This window comes from Rhodococcus sp. 14-1411-2a (assembly GCF_002259485.1).
Taxonomy (GTDB): Bacteria; Actinomycetota; Actinomycetes; order Mycobacteriales; family Mycobacteriaceae; genus Rhodococcoides.
Genome location: NZ_NPGA01000017.1, coordinates 1 through 15776 on the forward strand (window position 1 = coordinate 1; position 15776 = coordinate 15776).

The 15776-nt window shown below is 63.4% G+C and carries 15 protein-coding genes, 1 rRNA gene and 1 riboswitch; of the genes, 8 read left to right on the forward strand and 8 right to left on the reverse strand.

Features of this window, described 5'->3' with window-relative positions; all coding sequences use genetic code 11:
• Positions 1–97, forward strand: a 5S ribosomal RNA gene (gene rrf, locus CH291_RS16960); the annotation flags it as partial.
• Between the two features lie 1340 nt (positions 98–1437).
• Here the strand turns inward: rrf and CH291_RS16970 are convergent.
• Positions 1438–1722 carry a GNAT family N-acetyltransferase gene (locus tag CH291_RS16970; protein WP_068048422.1) on the reverse strand — a complete coding sequence of 95 codons (285 nt, stop codon included), beginning with the start codon at positions 1720–1722 and terminating at the stop codon, positions 1438–1440.
• 187 nt (positions 1723–1909) lie between these two features.
• Here CH291_RS16970 and CH291_RS16975 point away from each other — a divergent pair, with 187 nt between their 5' ends.
• Positions 1910–2680 (forward strand): hypothetical protein, encoded by a 771-nt coding sequence (locus CH291_RS16975; RefSeq protein ID WP_094688133.1) that lies wholly within the window; start codon positions 1910–1912, stop codon positions 2678–2680.
• A 230-nt stretch (positions 2681–2910) separates the two neighbouring features.
• Positions 2911–3231 (forward strand): homoserine dehydrogenase, encoded by a 321-nt coding sequence (locus tag CH291_RS16980; protein WP_094688156.1) that lies wholly within the window; start codon positions 2911–2913, stop codon positions 3229–3231.
• A gap of 15 nt (positions 3232–3246) precedes the next feature.
• Here CH291_RS16980 and CH291_RS16985 read toward each other — a convergent pair whose 3' ends face one another.
• On the reverse strand, positions 3247–3609 hold the full coding sequence (locus tag CH291_RS16985) for a helix-turn-helix domain-containing protein (protein ID WP_094688157.1): 363 nt from the start codon (positions 3607–3609) through the stop codon (positions 3247–3249).
• Positions 3610–3682: 73 nt separating this feature from the next.
• On the opposite strand from CH291_RS16985, the gene CH291_RS16990 reads away from it, so the two are divergent.
• Positions 3683–4339, forward strand: coding sequence for an FMN-dependent NADH-azoreductase (locus CH291_RS16990; RefSeq protein ID WP_068048416.1), 657 nt, complete (start codon positions 3683–3685; stop codon positions 4337–4339).
• Positions 4340–4414: 75 nt separating this feature from the next.
• Here the strand turns inward: CH291_RS16990 and CH291_RS16995 are convergent, their stop codons facing one another.
• The 6 genes from CH291_RS16995 to CH291_RS27215 form a co-directional block, all read right to left on the reverse strand.
• A complete protein-coding gene (locus CH291_RS16995; protein WP_094688134.1) occupies positions 4415–5152 on the reverse strand; it encodes an ABC transporter ATP-binding protein in 738 nt (245 codons plus the stop codon).
• On the reverse strand, positions 5145–5981 hold the full coding sequence (locus tag CH291_RS17000; protein ID WP_094669464.1) for an ABC transporter permease: 837 nt from the start codon (positions 5979–5981) through the stop codon (positions 5145–5147). The genes CH291_RS16995 and CH291_RS17000 overlap by 8 nt, the downstream gene beginning before the upstream one ends.
• Positions 5959–6972, reverse strand: a complete 1014-nt coding sequence (locus CH291_RS17005) for an ABC transporter substrate-binding protein (RefSeq protein WP_094688135.1) — start codon at positions 6970–6972, stop codon at positions 5959–5961. Before CH291_RS17005 ends, CH291_RS17000 begins: the two co-directional genes overlap by 23 nt.
• Positions 6969–7691 (reverse strand): TenA family protein, encoded by a 723-nt coding sequence (locus tag CH291_RS17010; protein WP_068048433.1) that lies wholly within the window; start codon positions 7689–7691, stop codon positions 6969–6971. Before CH291_RS17010 ends, CH291_RS17005 begins: the two co-directional genes overlap by 4 nt.
• Positions 7685–7784: riboswitch (TPP riboswitch) on the reverse strand. Its footprint overlaps the gene before it by 7 nt.
• A 63-nt stretch (positions 7785–7847) precedes the next feature.
• Positions 7848–9245 carry a sugar porter family MFS transporter gene (locus CH291_RS17015; RefSeq protein WP_094638610.1) on the reverse strand — a complete coding sequence of 466 codons (1398 nt, stop codon included), beginning with the start codon at positions 9243–9245 and terminating at the stop codon, positions 7848–7850.
• Between the two features lie 118 nt (positions 9246–9363).
• On the reverse strand, positions 9364–10011 hold the full coding sequence (locus CH291_RS27215) for a hypothetical protein (RefSeq protein ID WP_231893729.1): 648 nt from the start codon (positions 10009–10011) through the stop codon (positions 9364–9366).
• A gap of 98 nt (positions 10012–10109) precedes the next feature.
• On the opposite strand from CH291_RS27215, the gene CH291_RS17025 reads away from it, so the two are divergent.
• From CH291_RS17025 to hydA, 4 genes are all read left to right on the forward strand, one after another.
• Entirely contained in the window at positions 10110–11687 is a 1578-nt protein-coding gene (locus CH291_RS17025) for a carboxylesterase/lipase family protein (RefSeq protein WP_094638609.1), read from the forward strand.
• Between the two features lie 208 nt (positions 11688–11895).
• Positions 11896–13410: an ATP-dependent DNA ligase gene (locus CH291_RS17030; protein ID WP_094688136.1), complete on the forward strand. Its 1515-nt coding sequence runs from the start codon at positions 11896–11898 to the stop codon at positions 13408–13410.
• Positions 13411–13514: 104 nt separating this feature from the next.
• Positions 13515–14354 (forward strand): nitrilase-related carbon-nitrogen hydrolase, encoded by an 840-nt coding sequence (locus CH291_RS17035; RefSeq protein WP_197477958.1) that lies wholly within the window; start codon positions 13515–13517, stop codon positions 14352–14354.
• Positions 14354–15775, forward strand: coding sequence for a dihydropyrimidinase (gene hydA, locus CH291_RS17040; RefSeq protein ID WP_068048398.1), 1422 nt, complete (start codon positions 14354–14356; stop codon positions 15773–15775). The genes CH291_RS17035 and hydA overlap by 1 nt, the downstream gene beginning before the upstream one ends.
• The last annotated feature ends 1 nt before the right edge of the window (position 15776 follow it).

Sequence of the window (15776 nt, forward strand, 5' to 3'; positions counted from 1 at the left end):
GGAAACGCCCGGTCCCATTCCGAACCCGGAAGCTAAGCCCTCCAGCGCCGATGGTACTGCACTCGACAGGGTGTGGGAGAGTAGGACACCGCCGAACACAACATCCCAGAATGGCCCCCGACCACGGTCGAGGGCCATTCTGCATTTCGAAACCACCCATCACCACACCCACGAGCATCCGACGAACGCGCGCGCACCTCACGAACGCGCGCACCCGACGACGAACGCGCACCCGCCACGAGTGCGGCCTGCCTGAACTAGTCAGCCGGCAGACGACGCGACCGCGGACGCTCTTACGAACGCGCGCGCCTTTGCGACGAGCGGGGTCTGTGTCTGAACTGGAGTGCGGGCAGACGACGCGACCGCGGACCACGAATCCGCACGCATCCGGTACGGTCCGGGCCTGGACCCGGTTGCCGACAGGCGACGCGACCGCGGACGCTCATAGGAGCGCAGACGCGCGCGCGTTCGCTATCCGCGCGCACAATCGCGCCCCGACAAGTCACCATTCCCCGCGCACCTGACGAACGCGCGCGCACTTGCGGCGAGCGGGGGCGGGGCAGTCGGGGTCTGTGTCTGAACTGGGGTGCGGGCAGACGACGCGACAGCGGACTGTGTACTCCGGCGCAGACGCGAGCGCGTTCGCTATCCGCGCGCAGAATCGCGCCCCGACCACTCGCCATTTCCCGCGCACCTGACGAACGCGCGCGCGTCTGCGGAGAGCGAGGCCAGAACCCAGGTGCCGGCGCGCGGTTGCGGGCTCACAATCACCATCTCGACTCAGCGAACGTCAGAAACGAGTAGTACCGGGCAGCGTCCAGGGTGTCGGTTCGATGTGTCGTCACTGTCGGGGCCTCGCGGCATCGCAGAGAGCGCGTAGTCGACGCGAATCACCAGTTGCTCCAGGAGGATTGGTGGGATGCAACCCCTTCGTCGTCGTCCGCTGAATTTAATCGGTGGAGTTCGTCGCCGCAGCCGTGCATGATCGTGGCACAGGCACATCGCAGACACCGTGGAGGTGGACAATGACAGCAGACGCGAATTCCGTGCGCCGTCGATTCGTCTACACGCGGATTGCCATGGCCGCCGATCATGCTCTCTGAGTGAGCCTTCGGCGCAATCGGCCGGTTCCTGCCGACGATATGCATCGATCGACTCAATACTTCGCCGCACAGCAATGCTCTGTGCTCGGCGTCCACTCTTGTTGTAGGAGAACAGATGTACCACTACGAACAAATCCTGAACGAACATCGACAACGCGTCGCGCGGGGTGCGCAGAACTACGAACGGCGTCGGGTCGCGGCGGAGAGAGCTGCCGAAGCAACTGTTGCAGAAGAGGTTTCATGTGACGGTGAGGCTGCGGAGGACATAGCTTCGAAGGACTGCGAATCGGAATCCGAGATCAGCGTCGAGGTGATGTCGTCCCGTCGCTGACGGTCAGAGGACGGTCAGATGGGAATAGCGATCGCCCGCGGCTGCGATGAAGTCGCGAACGAACCAGCACGCGGGGACAACGCGCAGACCCTGCGTGCTGGTGTCGTCGAGCGCGTATTCGGTAAGGGCGGCGGCAAGTCCTCGGCCGCGAAACTGCGGAAGCGTCACGGTGTGATGAAACGTTCTCGATCCGTCCGATTCGAGGTACTCCGAGTAGCCTGCCAGCTCGGAATCGACATGGATCTCGAACCTGTGGTCAACAGTGTCGTGGGTGATCTTGACCGGCATGGTGGTACCTCCTGGCCGAGTTTCGGTGTCACCACGGTAACCGGCACTCCTCCCGTGGGGCGTTCTGCGGTTACTCGAGCAGGCATCGACGCAGTAGGGTGAGGGAAACCGAGTCGTGCCAGCGCCACCCGTCGCAACACCGCTCTTCATAAGTACGGGTCGCTCTCGAGGCTGAAGGTGGCAATCCGTGGAAGACACATCCGACCGGGGAATCAAGGCATTCATCCGAACCGTCGCTCAGCGCGGTGGACGTGCGGAGCGGCTGACGACGTCGCGCCGAAATCCCGTGCAGGTCTGGTCGATGGACGGCACGTCGTCGTGCATAGTTCGAGTTCGATCGAAGGTGACGGGTGATTGGAAGGCCCGCAGGCAGGACGAATCGCTCGAGAGTGACGACACCGGATCCTCGTACTGGGTGTTCGTCGATCTCGCGAACGAAGAGCCGCGTTTCTACATGGTGTCGTCGGAAGAGATGGCCACCGACATTCGCGGAGAGGTCGACCTGTGGGTCCAGGATTCGCCACTGCGCACCAGGACCGGGCATCACGCAATCGCGGTGGACCGAGTGCTGCACGGCAGCGAGCGTTGGGACCTGCTGGGTCTGAGCTCGACGCTGGACACGACGATCGATGTCGGCCCCGAACAGACGTGGGTACGTACTCCCCGGGTGAAAGCACCCCGTAAGTCGGCCAAGGCGGCCTTGGAAGAAGAAGTGATCGACAACCGAGTACGCGTGGTCGCCGATTGCGAGGGCTATCGGCTGAGCGGACGCTACGATCCCGAGACGCAGCGACTCGAGATCACCGCAGGACCGATGGAAGGCCGACGGTTCGACAATCCTTCCGTCGCTGCCAGTGCGGTAGCAACGCATATCAGTGGTGACGTCGAAGAGCGGGACGGCTGGCAGTTCTGGCAACTGGACACTCCGGACCGTGCTCCGCTGGGATCGTTTCAGTAGAGAACCACAGCTCGGGACTACGTAGTTGTGACTCCTCATCAAATCGCCTTTTCCGGTCAAAACCGGAGAAAGGTCCGATTAATCTGGCCCTGGTAGGACGAGCTCCCTGTTTTAGCCTCTGGGTCGAATCGATGTTCGAGAGTTCGTCCGATCATCGAAATTCGGGTACCAGCGAGCTCAACGGTCGACAGTGCGAGGGGTGCTGTCGACCGTGGGGAGAGGTCTTCACCATGGAACATTCCTTCCGGACGGGCTCCGCCCACGCGTCCCGCTTCCTGTTCCTCATCGCCCAGTTCGTCGATCGCAGAATCCCGGCCGAGTTCTTCTCGGCTCAGTTCCGCGAGCTGCAGAACACCCAATCCACGTATCTCGATGCCGACGTTTCTTCGGTCATCGGAATGTTGTCAGTCGACGTCGGCGCATACCTGGGCGACGTCGAGATCCGAGGGGTGGACTACATCGACTCCGAACAACTCTGGCTGGCCGCCGGACAGGCGTTCCGTGATCTCATGACGGTCCAGTCCGAGCACTTCGAACGCGAGGCCGGGTGACGGCAACCGTCATCGTCACCGGAATCGATCACGATGCCGCAGAAGGTCTTCGAGCCGAAATCGCCTGTGGGTGCCGCGCATTTCGATCGGTAGATCGCCCGCATCGGCCAACCGTCTGACATAGGTGTCCGAAACACCGAGCACCTCGGCAGCGTGCGAGGTGGTCAGCAACTCGTCCACGGTACCGACGGCCACCGCCCGGCCGGTCGCGAGCTGGGTGAGAAGTTCCAACACCGCGCTGCGTGTCGCGTCGTCGAGTCGGACCTCCGAACCGCCGATTCTGATGTCGACGTCTGACCCGGTGCGCTCGTGAACGACCGCCGCCAGCGAGGTGGCCGATCGCGAGTCGAGGGGAGGCATGACGAATCGGAAGTCCATTCGTCCAGGATAGGAGCGAGCGAACGCGGCGGTACGCATAGGCTCGAAGCACCCAGCATGTGAGGAGTGTTCAGTGCCGCAGTTGTTGCACCTCGATTCGTCCGCCGACCCGGTCCGCTCGACCAGCCGGCGGGTCACGGCCCGCTTCTCTGACGCCTGGCATGGGATCGGCACGGACCACTCGGTGATCCATCGAGACCTGCACACGAGTCCGCTGCCGCATCTGCCCACCTCCGCGCTGCATTGGGCACCTCATCTGCGAACCGCAGACGAAACCGTCGAGCCATCTGCCGAGGCGCTGCAGGTCGAACTGATCGAGGAACTGATCTCTGCGGACGCGGTGCTGATCGGTGCGCCGATGTACAACTGGTCGATCCCATCGACCCTGAAGGCATGGATCGACTACATACACGTTCCGGGCCTCACCGTGCCGTTCGACAGTGACACCGCACCCCTCGTCGGCAAGCCCGTCGTCGTGGTGACCAGTCGGGGAAACGACTACACCCCCGGTACGGACAACGCGTCCGCCGATCACACCACCGCGCAACTGCGTCAGGTGCTCGGAGTTGCGCTGGGAATGGAGGTTCACTTCGTTCCGGTCGACTTGACGCTCGCCGAGCGGGTGCCGGCACTCGCGCCGCAGATTCCCAAGGCGCAAGCCAATCTCGAGGCGGCGTTCTCCGCCGTCGACGATCTCGCGCTGCGATTGGGTGGGACAACTGCCAGGTGAGGGCCCAGTAGCCTGGCGAAGTCCGCTCGAACGGCCAGGCAACGACACCACCCGAGGTCGGCGTCGTGATGTCGGTCAGAGCGTCGACGCGCTGAGCAGAACGTCCATCAGCTGCTTCTCGACCGCTGCGAACTGCGGCGTCGTGACGATCTCGAGCCCGCGTGGGCGGGGTAGCGTCACCTCGACCTGGCGTCGAACGTGGGCGGGTCTGGGGGAGAGGACGATCACGCGATCGGAAAGGTAGACCGCTTCACGGATGTCGTGCGTGATCATCAGTACCGTCCATCGAAACTCCGACCAGACCTGCTGCAACCAGGCCTGCATGTCGCTTCGCGTCAACGAGTCAAGCGCCCCGAAGGGCTCATCGAGCAGCAGTACCGATCGACCCTGAACCACCGTGCGCAACAGCGCCGCTCGCTGGCGCATACCGCCGGAGAGCTCGAACGGCCTGGCCGACTCGTACCCGTCCAGGCCGAAGACCGGGAAAAGCTCGCGTGCCCGCGCACGCGCCTCCTTCTTGGCGACGCCCTGCACTTCGAGACCGAGGGTGGTGTTGTCCAACACCGAACGCCACGGAAACAGCAGATCCTTCTGCGGCATGTAGGCGCACGGCGGTACGCGAACCGTGCCGGAATCGGGTCGGTCGAGCCCGGCGAGCATGTTGAACACAGTGCTCTTGCCCGAGCCACTGGGACCGATGATCGATACGAACTGACCAGGCTGCACCCCGAACGAAATGCCGTCGAGCACAGCCTTTTCGCCGAACGACTTGGTGAGATCGCGAACATCGATGAAGGTGTCGGGTTCAGACATGAAGACCCACCGAACCGTGGCGCGCCCAAGGTGCGACGAACCGCTCCACCACAAAGGTGGAGACGAACAGGACCACACTGATCACGGCCGTCACGGCAACCGCGGCGAGAACCAGATCGGTACGAAACGAGTTCTTCTGTTGACTCATGTAGATGCCGAGCCCTGCACTGGCTCCGGCATATTCGGCAAAGATCGCGCCGACCACGGCGTAGGTGATTCCGATGCGAAGAGAGGTGAAGAATCGCGGAAGCGCCGACGGAAGCCGCACGTATCGAAACTGTTGCCAGCGCGAGGCTCCCATGCTGGCCAGCAGCGATCGCGCGTCCCGATCGGCCGCCGCGAAACCCTCGATGAGCCCGATGGCCATCGGGAAGAACGTGGCCAGTGCGATCACCAGGATCTTCGGAAGCAGCCCGAAGCCGAACCAGATGATCAACAGCGGCGCGATCGCGATGATCGGGAGCGTCTGCGATACGACGAAGAGGGGAACGAACGCGCGCCGCAGCCACGGCGAGAAATCCACCGCGATGGCCAGCAACCACGCCAGGGCCAGGGATACCGCGAAGCCGACGAGGGTCACCTGCAGGGTCGCCGCCGCGTTCTCGGCAATCGCGTCGCGCTGCGCCCAACCCTGGACCACCACGCGGCCGGGGGACGGCAACACCTGCGGTCGGATGCCGCTGATCTCGACATAGATCTGCCAGGCGGCGATGAATAGGACGACGACGGTCAGCGCGGGCCACGCCCACCGCAGCGAGGCTCGGATACCGCTGAACGAGTAGGAACCCCGGTCAGCGGCTACCGACTCATCGATCGCCGAGGTAGTCATTGGTGAAGTAGGTCGACCAGTCCGGCTCCGCAGTCAGAGGTGCGCCGTTCTGATCGGCCAGCACACCGCTGTCGTAGAGGAATTTCGAGTACGCGGCCCACTTGTCGAGGCTCTGTCGTCCTACCTCGCCGTTGGAGTCCTTCATGTACTTCGCGGCGAGCATCTCCTGGCTCTCGAAGACGAGCGATTCGTCGGTGAAGGTTCCCGGGTTGGCGTCGATCAGATCCTGTGCTGCCTTGTCCGGATCGTCGGCAGCGAGCTGGTAGCCGCGCTGCAGTGCCTGCACGAACTTTCTCGCCTCGTCCGGGTGGGCGTCGAGCCACGGTTCGTTGCCGCTGATCGTGATGGCGTAGGCGTCGGGAAATCCGTAGTCGGTGTAGTCGAAGTACTTCATCGGAGTTCCGCTGTGCTCGGCCTCGATGCCTTCCCACGCGAAGTAGGAGACGGTGAAGTCCGCGGTACCGGAGTAGACCGCCTCGTACGCCGAAGTACCCAGTACCACGGTCTCGTATTCGCCTGTGCCGCCGTCGTTCTTGATGACCTGTTGCATGCCGGCCTGCTCGCCGGACTCACCGAAGCCGGCATAGACCTTGCCGTCGAGTGCTTTCGGGCTCGGGATGTCGTCTCTGTCTGCACGAACTCCGATACCGGTCGCCCAGTGTTGGAGCGGCGCGAGGACCGAGACGGTCTGCGCGCCTGCGGAGGTGGCGAAGACGCCCGAACTCTGTGTGCTGATTCCGAACTCGGCGTTTCCGGCATCGACGAGAGTATCTGCCGCGGTGTTGTTGTACGGGAGGATCTCCACGTCCAGGCCTGCGTCTGCGAAATAACCCTCCTGCAGGGCTACGTACAGGCCGGTGTGGTTGGTGTTCGGCGTCCAGTCGAGGGCGAACCGAATGGTGTTCGAGTCCGTCGAGTCCGAGCAGCCCGCAAGTCCGGTCGTGGCAACGACGGCCGCCGCCAATGCGGCGAGAATCCGAGTGGCTCTCATGCGTACACCGCACTCTCGGCCAGGGGCCATGGGGTGGGATGTAACGCGCTGTCCCAGAACATCAATTCGTATCTCGATGCCACGAAGAAGGCGTCGATCATCTGTTCGCGCTGCGTCGGCGTCGCGGCCGCTGCGGCGTCATCGACGAATGTTCTGGCGGCGTCGACGATGGCATGAAATTCCGGCGCGTCGTACGCGGCCACCCACTGCGCGTACGGATGCTCGGGATCTCGATCGAGAACCGCCTTCGCTGCCCTGGCGAGTGAGCGGCCGACGTCGGCGTAGATCCAGAAGCACGGCAGAACAGCTGCTGCCGCAACAGGATACGGTTCGGTCGCCGCCGTCGCGGTCAGGTAGGACGTGTAGCCCAGGCATGCAGGTGAAGGCTCGGGCGTCCGGGTCGACGGGGGCAGCGCTCCACCGGTCAGCATCGCTTCGTGCGATGCGGCTTCGTCCATCGCACTCGCGGCGGCGCTCGCCCAGAACGCGCCGACGACCGGGTTCGGTGCATGCGCTGCCAGCAGTGACAGCGATTTGACGTATCCGCCCAGATAGAGCGAGTCCTGTTCGAGATACCGACGGAACGCGTCGAGCGGAAGCGTCCCCGCCCCGAGGAGCCGAAGAAATTCGAGGTCGTCGATCGCACGTCGAATGTTCTCGGACGCATCCCACAGTCGATCGGTGAAGCGGACCGGGTCCGCAGATACAACAGGCGTCATCGCCTTGACATCCCTTCGTCAGCATTACCTGCATCAGGTTCGGCGGGTTTGATCTCAGCATCCGCATCGGCGGACACACCCCGTGTCAGAACGACAGTGACAGTAACACCGGTCACTCGATGGCGCTGCTGTTGCCCCTGTATCTGCGGTCCGGCATCACCCCAGCATGTCTTCGAGCTCCATACCCTTGGTCTCCCGGATCTTGGCCTTGACGAAGAAGAACGAGAGCGCGGCGAACAATGCGAATCCTGCGTAGATCACCCACAGGCCCACAGACGACGTCAGCGGCGGGAAGGCAAGCGTGACAGCGAAGTTGGCCATCCAGTTGGCTGCGGTACCGATGCCGAGCGCCATGGCGCGCATGCGGTTGGGGAACATCTCACCGAGCATGACCCACATGATCGGACCCCAGGTCGAGGCGAAGAAGATGACGAACAGATTGGCCCCGACCAAGGCGATCGCACCCCACGGAGCGGGCAAGGTGACGTCGTCGCCGCTGCCGGTTGCTTGCGAGAACGCCACCGACGCCATCACCAGTCCGGCGAACATGCCGATCGAGCCACCCATCAGCAGCTTGCGCCTACCGATACGGTCGACGAACAGGATCGCCACGAATGTCATGACCACGTTGATCACCGCGGTGATGACGGAGGTTGTGAACGACTGATCCTCGGTGAATCCGACAGAACGCCACAGCGTCGTCGAGTAGTAGAAGATCGCGTTGATGCCGACCAGCTGCTGCAGCACAGCCATGGTGATGCCCACCCAGACGATGGGTTGCAGGCCGAACTTCGGACCGCGAATGTCGGCGAACGACGAACGCGACTCCTTGCGCAGCGTCAGCCTGATCTCGTGGATGCGCTCGTCCGGGTGCAGTTCCCCGGTGATCTCGGCGAGGACTCGGGCTGCTTCCTCGTCGAGATGCTGACCGACGAGGTAGCGCGGAGACTCCGGGATGAGGGTGGCAAGCAACCCGTACACGAGAGCGGGAACCACGCCGACCAGGAACATCCAGCGCCATGCCTCGATGCCGAACCACAGGTCGTTGGACGCGCCGTCGGCTGCGCCTGCGAGAAGAGCGTCGGACAGTAGAGCGGCGAAAATGCCGATGGTGATGGCCAATTGCTGGAGCGAGGCCAAGGATCCGCGCCATTTGGCCGGAGCGATCTCGGCGATGTAGGCCGGGGCGATCACCGAGGCGATGCCGATTCCGAGGCCACCGAGTACGCGCCAGAGCATGAGGTCGGGGACGCTGAAGGCCAATCCCGAACCGATCGAGGAAATGACGAACAGGGCCGAGCCCAGCAGCATGACTTTCTTGCGTCCCCAACGGTCTGCGAGGCTGCCGGCAAACCAGGCACCCACTGCGCACCCGATGAGCGCGATCGCGACCACGAAGCCTGTGGTGAACGAACCGAGGAGGAAGTGATCTTCGATCGAGTCGACAGCGCCGTTGATGACCGAGCTGTCGAAGCCGAACAGGAATCCGCCCACAGCAGCGGCGATGCTGACGCCGATGACCTTCGCTGTGTGGCGGTCCGAGGTCTGATTCATGAGTGATGCACCTTCCGGCCGCGCGCACAGGCGTCGGCCGCTGGGGAGACCGTACGGCAGGGATTGTCGTACCGTCCCCGGACATTACGCCTGGTTGTTTGCCGCGCGAACGAGACCGTCAACGAAGGTCGAAATCGTCGTCCGAGACGGTGAAACCGTGGCCGACCTGATCGGTGCACGTGACCCCGGTCTGCTCGTCGACGCTGCACTGGAGGCCGTTGGTGGAGCCACTTCCGGGGATTGTGAGCACTTCGCCGTACGGCAAGGCCGCCGCAGTGCCGTCGAAACGGTGGAACTTGGGATCACCCAAGCTCTCGAACTTCGCCGCAGACCCGGCAATCAGCTGCACAGCGTTGGGTTTCACCGCCGTTCCCGACGCCCCGCTGCCGGGAACCTCGGGTGCCGAATCAGGCAGTGACCCGTGGCATCCGGCGATCGAGGACTCGAGCACGGCGATACCGCACTCGAATTTCCCGCTCGGGCTCGTGAAGTAGTACCAGCCGGGTGCTTTACCGGCGTAATCCTGCGGTTCTGCCTGGGCTGCAGCAGGACTCGTCGGTGCCGCCGTGGTGGACGTCGGCGTGGTCGTCGTTGGGGTGGACGGTGATGCCGGCGCGGCGGAGGTGACGGAGGGAGCCGTGGTGATCGGGGTGGGGCGGTCGGTGATCACGGTCGCCATCGGACCGTTGCCTTCCCCGCTCGAGCCGCAGCCTCCGAGCAGGCACGCCCCGACGATTGCCACTGCGGCACATCCGATTGTCTTCATCGTCGGTTCCTTCGCTCGCGGGCGTCGACGCTGTGCGTATCGTCGCCGAGGGGATGGTTGATGTTGGTACGTTGGGCAACGACCGAAGGGGAGGTTCCATGGACACCGCGTCTGACTCCGCTGCGTCCGATTCCACCGTGCTCGTGAGCACGCCCTACGGCGACGTTCTCGGCTATCCGGTCGCTGCCGATGCGTCGCCGATCGTGGCCTGGAGGGGTATTCCCTACGCGACGCCTCCGGTGGGCAAGCTCCGGTTCCGTGCGCCGCGTCCGTTGCAACCCTGGTCGGGGGTGCTCGACGGCCTCGAGTTCGGTGCGATGGCTCCGCAGGGTCGCGACAGTCCGGTGCCGATCGATCCGTCGCTGTCGATTTCCGAGGACTGTCTCACGCTCAACATCTGGGCTCCCCGTCCCGGCGCGGAACTGCGGCCGGTGCTGGTCTGGATCCACGGCGGTGCGTACTCGCTCGGATCGTCCGCCCAGCGGGTCTACGACGGGAGGAACCTCAGCGAGAACGGCGACGTGGTGGTGGTGACCATCAATTTCCGGCTGGGCCCGTTCGGGTTCCTCGACCTTTCCTCGTTCTCCACCGACGAGCACACGTTCGAGACCAATTTGGGGCTGCGAGATCAGATTGCCGCACTGCAGTGGGTCCGCGAGTGCATCTCTGCGTTCGGCGGCGATCCCGATCAGGTGACGGTGTTCGGTGAATCCTCCGGGGGAGCGTCGGTCACCACGTTGATGACTTCTCCCAAGGCCGAGGGGCTGTTCCAGCGCGCGATCGTGCAGAGCGCGCCCGCGACCTCGGTGTACGGCCCCGACCGCGGAGCCGCGGTGGCGTCGAGATTCCTCGAGTTGGTGGGCGTCGACCGGGAAGACATCGGCGAATTGTTCGACATGCATTTCACCCGGCTGGTCACCGCCGGCGACACGCTCTGTTACGAGATCCCGACGACAGTTCCTGGGACACTTGGTCTTTCGCCGGTCGTCGACGGCGATATCGTTCCGCGTTATCCCGTGGCTGCCTTTCAGAAGGGGCTCTCGCACAAGATCCCGTTGATCATCGGCACCAACCACGACGAGCCCTCGATCTTCCGATTCATGAAGTCTCCGTTGATGCCGATCACCTCGGACACCGTCTCCGAGATGTTCCGCGCCATCGCGCACGACCACGCGGATCTGCCGGCCTATCGTGTCGCCGAAATCATGGCAGCGTATCCGGACCGAGACAAACCCGCTGGAGCACAAGCTATTTCGCGGGACGCAGGATTTCTCATGCCCAGTCTGTGGATCGCCGACGCGCACAGCAGGCATTCGCCTACATGGATGTACCGATTCGATCATGCGACGCCGATGCTCAAGGCCGCACGGGTGGGAGCGGGACATGCGACCGAGCTGCCGTACGTCTTCGGCAATTTCGGAACTCTCAACCGAGACCCCACCTTCTGGCTCGGTGGCCGAAAGCCCGCAATGGCGGTGTCCGCGCGGATGCAGAGACGCTGGCTCGCTTTCGCGCGGTACGGTGTTCCCGCCGCGCTGGATGCGTCCAAGCATTGGGCTCCGTACACCGAGAAGACGCGCTGGACGCTGGTGATCGATGCATCCGACACTCTCGTCGACGACCCCGATGGCGACATGCGCGCGGCGTGGGGCGACCGCGTTCTCGGGTTCAGCTGACACGTCGTCCATGCAACGGAGTCGTTCCGCAGGCTCCACTCCTGCGCGTTCTGTCGCACGGACGTGGCTGACATGAATCGAACGTAACAGCAAGAACAGTGGTCGCTCGAGTCACACCGGTAACAATTGGATGTCAGCGCGCGGGAGTGGAGCCTGCGGAATGACCTGATCAGGCGGGTCTGTCGGTGGGGGCGGTTATGTTCGTTGTGTGTTGATGTCGAGGATCGTCGAAACGTCCCGTGCAGTGTCGGCGACGCGTTCGCGCAAGATCAAGATCGGGCAGATCGCTGCCCTGCTCGCCGAGGCCGAGACCGACGACATCGAGCCCGCTGTGTCGTGGCTGTCGGGAGAATTGCCGCAGGGGCGGATAGGAGTCGGCTGGCGCACCCTGGCCGATCTCGACGTGGCGGCCGCTGCCGACTCGACGCTGACGGTTGCCGAGGTGGACGAGGCGATATCTTCGGTCGCGGCGACGTCGGGAGCCGGTTCTGCTGCGCGGCGGGTAGCGATACTGACCGACCTGTTCTCCCGCAGCACAGCCGAGGAGCGTCGGTTTCTGATCCGGCTCGTCACCGGCGAGCTGCGTCAGGGCGCGCTCGAAGGAATCATGGTCGACGCTGTTGCCGCGGCCACGAACCTGCCGCAGGCACCGGTGCGTCGCGCATTCATGCTCTCGGGTCGTTTGACTGCGACGGCCATTGCCGCCATCAGCGGTGGCGTCGACGCGTTGGATGCATTCCGGCTCGAGGTCGGTCGCCCGGTCCGGCCGATGCTTGCCTCTCCCGCAGAGTCTCTACACGCTGCCTGGGAACAGTTGTCCGGCGACCTCACCGTGGAATACAAGCTCGACGGTGCGCGAATTCAGGTGCACCGCTCCGGAACCGACGTGAGCATCTACACGCGAACCCTGCGCGACATCACTGCAAGTGTGCCCGAGCTGGTGGAACTGGTTCTCGAGCTGCCGTGCGATTCGGTGGTCCTGGACGGGGAGACCCTCGCGCTCGAAGACAGCGGACGGCCGAGACCGTTCCAGGAAACGATGAGTCGGTTCGGTGCCGAGAGTGCACACGAGCTGCTGCTGCAGCCCTACTTCTTCGACTGCCTGCACCTCGACGGCGTGGACCTGCTCGATGCCCCGCTGGAGCAGCGCCTGGCCGCACTGGACCGGGTAGCGCCAGGGCACCGAATTCCCAGTGCCGTTCGGCCCGATGCGGACGCAGCAGCGGCCCACTTCGACGCTGCACTCGACGCCGGGCACGAAGGGGTCATGCTCAAAGCGCTCGGTGCGCCGTACGCCGCGGGCCGCCGCGGAAAGAGCTGGCAGAAGGTCAAACCCGAACACACGCTCGACCTCGTCGTCCTCGGAGCCGAGTGGGGATACGGGCGCCGCACCGGCTACCTGTCCAATCTGCATCTCGGAGCTCGCGATCCCGACGGCGGTGAGCCGATCATGGTCGGTAAGACCTTCAAGGGCCCGACCGACGTTCTGTTGCAGTGGCAGACCGAGGAATTCCCGAAACACGAGCGCGAACGCGACGAGCACACGGTGTACCTGCGTCCCGAACTGATCGTCGAAATCGAACTCGACGGTGTGCAGGTCAGCCCGCGCTACCCGGGCGGCGTGGCCCTGCGATTCGCGCGAGTACTGCGGTATCGCCCCGACAAGGACCTCGCCACCGCGGACTCCATCGACGCCGTGCGCGCACTCCTTCCACACTCGTGAAAACAGTCCCGACGATTAATACATACGAAACCGGCCGAACGACCCCGTAACACGGCGCAAAATATTCTCGAGGGTGCAAGCCAGCGAGAGATGGAGTGCCAATGATGTCCACAGTTCGAGCTGCTCTGGTCCAAAGCAAGTGGACCGGTGACAAAGAATCGATGATCGCGGCACACGAGGGGTTTGCTCGGTCCGCCGCCGAGCAGGGCGCGAAAGTCGTCTGCTTCCAAGAACTTTTCTACGGTCCGTACTTCTGCCAATTGCAGGACGCGAAATTCTATGAATATGCCGAATCGGTACCTGGGCCTACCGTCGACCGTTTCGCCGCGTTGGCCAAAGAACTCGGTATCGTGATGATTCTGCCCGTGTACGAGCAGGAACAGCCCGGACTTCTGTACAACACCGCTGCCGTGGTGGACGCCGACGGAACCTATCTCGGCAAGTATCGAAAACACCACATCCCCCACGTGAACGGATTCTGGGAGAAGTTCTACTTTCGCCCCGGCAATCTGGGGTGGCCGGTGTTCGACACCGCGGTCGGGCGTATCGGTGTCTACATCTGCTACGACAGGCATTTTCCGGAAGGTTGGCGGGCGCTCGGTCTTGCCGGTGCCGAAATCGTCTTCAATCCGTCGGCCACCTCGCGTGGATTGTCGAACTATCTGTGGAAGCTCGAACAGCCCGCGTCGGCCGTCGCCAACGAGTACTACGTGGGCGCGATCAATCGAGTCGGAATCGAATCCGAATACGGTGACGACGACTTCTACGGGACCAGCTATTTCGTGGACCCCGAAGGCAAATTCGTCGGCGAAGTGGCGTCGGATACGGAACCCGAAATAATCGTGCGTGACCTCGACATGGACCTGCTCAAGGTGGTACGCGACCGGTGGGCCTTCTATCGTGACCGCAGGCCCGACGCATACGGACCGCTGGTGCAACCCTGATGGCCACCACCTTCGTGCACGGCGGAACCGTGGTATCCACCACCGGCGCACAGGCATTGGATGTGCTCATCGACGGTGAGAGCATCGTGGCCGTGCTGGCACCAGGATCGGTCTCCCTGGCCGCCGACCTGAAGACCTCGGCGGACGTCGTCGTCGACGCGACCGGCAAATACGTCATTCCCGGTGGGGTCGACGGACACACGCACATGGAGATGCCGTTCGGCGGTACGTTCGCCTCCGACACCTTCGAAACCGGAACGCGCGCAGCCGCTTGGGGCGGCACGACGACGATCGTGGACTTCGCGATTCAGACACCCGGTCAGCGCGTCCAGGACACTTTCGCGCAATGGCACGACAAGGCCGCGGGGCAATGCGCCGTCGATTACGGCTTCCATCAGATCATCGGCGATGTCACCGACGATTCGCTGAAAGCCATGAGCGAGTTGGTATCCGAGGGCGTCACCAGCTTCAAACTCTTCATGGCCTATCCGGGTGTGTTCTACTCCGACGACGGCAAGATCCTGCGCGCAATGCAGTCCGCCGCCGAAACGGGTGCACTGCTGATGATGCACGCGGAGAACGGCATCGCGATCGATGTACTCGTTGCTCAATCGATCGCGCGTGGAGACACGGCCCCGTACTTCCACGGCACGTCACGGCCGTGGCAGCTCGAGGAGGAGGCGACGCATCGAGCGATCATGCTCGCTCACGTCACCGGCGCACCGCTCTACGTCGTACACGTCTCGGCCAAGCAGGCCCTGGAACAGATTGCGCAGGCCCGTGGCAACGGGCAGAACGTGTTTGCCGAGACGTGTCCTCAGTACCTCTATCTGTCTCTCGAAGAACAACTTGGTGCACCGGGCTTCGAGGGTGCCAAGTGGGTCTGCTCGACGCCACTGCGGTCGCGAGCCGAGGGGCATCAGGACGAGTTGTGGCGGTACCTCCGCACCGGTGACGTATCGACCGTCAGTACCGATCACTGCCCGTTCTGTATGAAGGACCAGAAGGAGATGGGTATCGGCGATTTCTCCAAGATTCCCAACGGGATCGGTTCGGTGGAACACCGCATCGATCTGATGTTCCAGGGCGTCAAGAGCGGCAAGATCACGCTGGAGAAATGGGTCGACGTCTGCTGCACCACTCCGGCCAGGATGTTCGGGATGTATCCGAGGAAAGGCGTCATCACCCCGGGTGCCGACGCTGACATCGTGATCTACGACCCGAACGGACACACCAGCATCGGCGTCGACAAGACCCACCACATGAACATGGACTACTCGGCGTACGAAGGTTTCGAGATCGACGGTCACGTCGATACCGTGATCTCGCGAGGCCGGATCATCGTCGACGCTGGATCCTATTCCGGCACTGCGGGACACGGCCGATTCGTCCGACGCGACCTGTCTCAGAATCTGATCTGAG